Here is a 1,889-nt window from a genome sequence, read left to right on the forward strand (position 1 = left end):
CTCTGGGCCTGGGGCCACAACCTCCAGGGCCAACTGGGCGACGGAAACACCGCCCAAAGCACCCCCCCCACGCAGGTGCTCACGGGCGTCTCCGCCGTGGCCGCGGGCGACGGGCTCACGCTGGCCATCAAGCAGGACGGCTCCCTCTGGGCCTGGGGCAACAACGGCGACGGCAACCTGGGTGACGGCTCCAACACCCACCGCAATACCCCCGTGCAGGTGCTCACGGGCGTCTCCGCCATGGCCGCGGGCGACCGCCACACGCTGGCGCTCAAGCAGGACGGCTCCCTCTGGTCCTGGGGCATCAACTACGCGGGCCAGTTGGGTGACAGCTCCACCCAACGCACCACCCCTGTCCAGGTGCTCACGGGCGTCTCCTCCATTGCCGCGGGCGACTACCACACGCTGGCGCTCAAGCCGGACGGCTCCCTCTGGTCCTGGGGCTCGAGCACCTACGGCCAGCTGGGCGACGGCTCCACCGGCACCCGTCCCACTCCCATCCGGGTGGAAGGGTTGTAACGGGTGAACGGCCCGCCTGGCTGTCAGGACGAGCAGGGCGCTGCCTCGTCCTGGCGGCCAGGGTGTAGACGGAAGGGGGACGGGTGGCGTCCGGCTGGGGCCTTCCCCACGGGCCTCAACTCCCGCGCAGCACCCGTCCCGGGTCCACTCGCGCCGCGCGCCAGGCGGGCACGAGGCTCGCGAGCAGCGCCACGGTGGCGAGCACCAGCGACGCTCCGAACAGCGTGAGCGGGTCCGTGGTGCCCACCCCGAAGACGAGTCCTGACAGGACGCGGCCCGCCGCGATGCCGAGCGCCAGCCCGGCCGCGATGCCCGCCCCCGCGAGCACCAGGCCCTCCCCCGCCACCTGCCGCAGCACGTCCGCGCCGCTCGCCCCGAGCGCGAGCCGCACCCCGAACTCGTACGTGCGCTGCCCCACCGCGTAGCTCATCACCCCGTAGAGGCCCACGGCCCCCAGCACCAGCGCGAGCAGCGCGAAGAGCACCAGGAGCGAGAGCACCAGCCGCGGCGTGGCGATGGAGCCCTGGGCCACCTGCGCCAGCGTGCGCACCTCGTCCACGGGCACGTCCGGGTCCACGGCCCAGAGCGCCTCGCGCACCGCGCGCGCGAGCTCCAGCGGCTCGCCACGGGTGCGCACCACCAGCGTCATGCCAATGGTCGGGACCTGCGAGTGCGGCCGGTACAACTGCGGGCGCGGCGCGGCGCCCAGCGCGTGGTTGCGCGTGTCACCCACCACCCCGACGATGGTCGTCCAGGCCCCCTCCCCCTCGAAGTCCGTCCAGACGCGGCGGCCCAGCGCGTCCTCGCCGGGGAAGAGCCGCCGTGCCAGCGCTTCGTTGACGAGCGCGACGCGGACCTCGCTCCTCGCGTCGCCCCCGTCGAACGCCCGCCCCCGCAGCAGCGGCACCCGCAGCGTGTCGAAGTAGTCGGAGGTGACGATGCGCCGGTCCACCTCGGCCGAGCCGTCCAGCGGCGTGGGCCGGCCCTCGATGCGCAGCGTGACGCCCGGGTTGTCACTCGCCAGGGGGAGCCGGTGGATGGCGCCCGCGGACTCGACGCCCGGCAACGCACGCACGCGCTCGAGCGCTTCGCGGAAGAAGACCGCGCCGCGGCCCCCGTCGCCGTAGCGCGCGTCCGGCAACTCCACGCGCAGGGTGAGCACCCGCTCGGTGGTGAAGCCCGTGTCCACCCGCTGCAGCTCCCACACCGTCCGCAGCATCAGCGAGGCGCCCACCATGAGCATCAGCGCCAGCGCCATCTCGCCCGCGACGAGGCCTCCGAGCAGCCGGCGCTGCCCGCGCCCCAGTCCTCCGGTGCCCCCCGGCCGCAGGCCCGCGTGGGGGTCGCCGCGCGCGACACGCACCGCGGGC

The 1,889-nt window shown here is 74.6% G+C and carries 2 protein-coding genes; one reads left to right on the forward strand and one right to left on the reverse strand.

From position 1 onward, the window contains the following. On the forward strand, positions 1-519 hold a 519-nt coding region (locus VF697_RS42340; RefSeq protein ID WP_414641469.1), incomplete at its 5' end, for an RCC1 domain-containing protein. 115 nt (positions 520-634) lie between these two features. Here VF697_RS42340 and VF697_RS42345 read toward each other — a convergent pair. Next, on the reverse strand, positions 635-1,889 hold a 1,255-nt coding region (locus VF697_RS42345; RefSeq protein WP_331104307.1), incomplete at its 5' end, for an FtsX-like permease family protein.

Source organism: Archangium sp., from assembly GCF_036388035.1.
GTDB lineage: Bacteria > Myxococcota > Myxococcia > Myxococcales > Myxococcaceae > Archangium.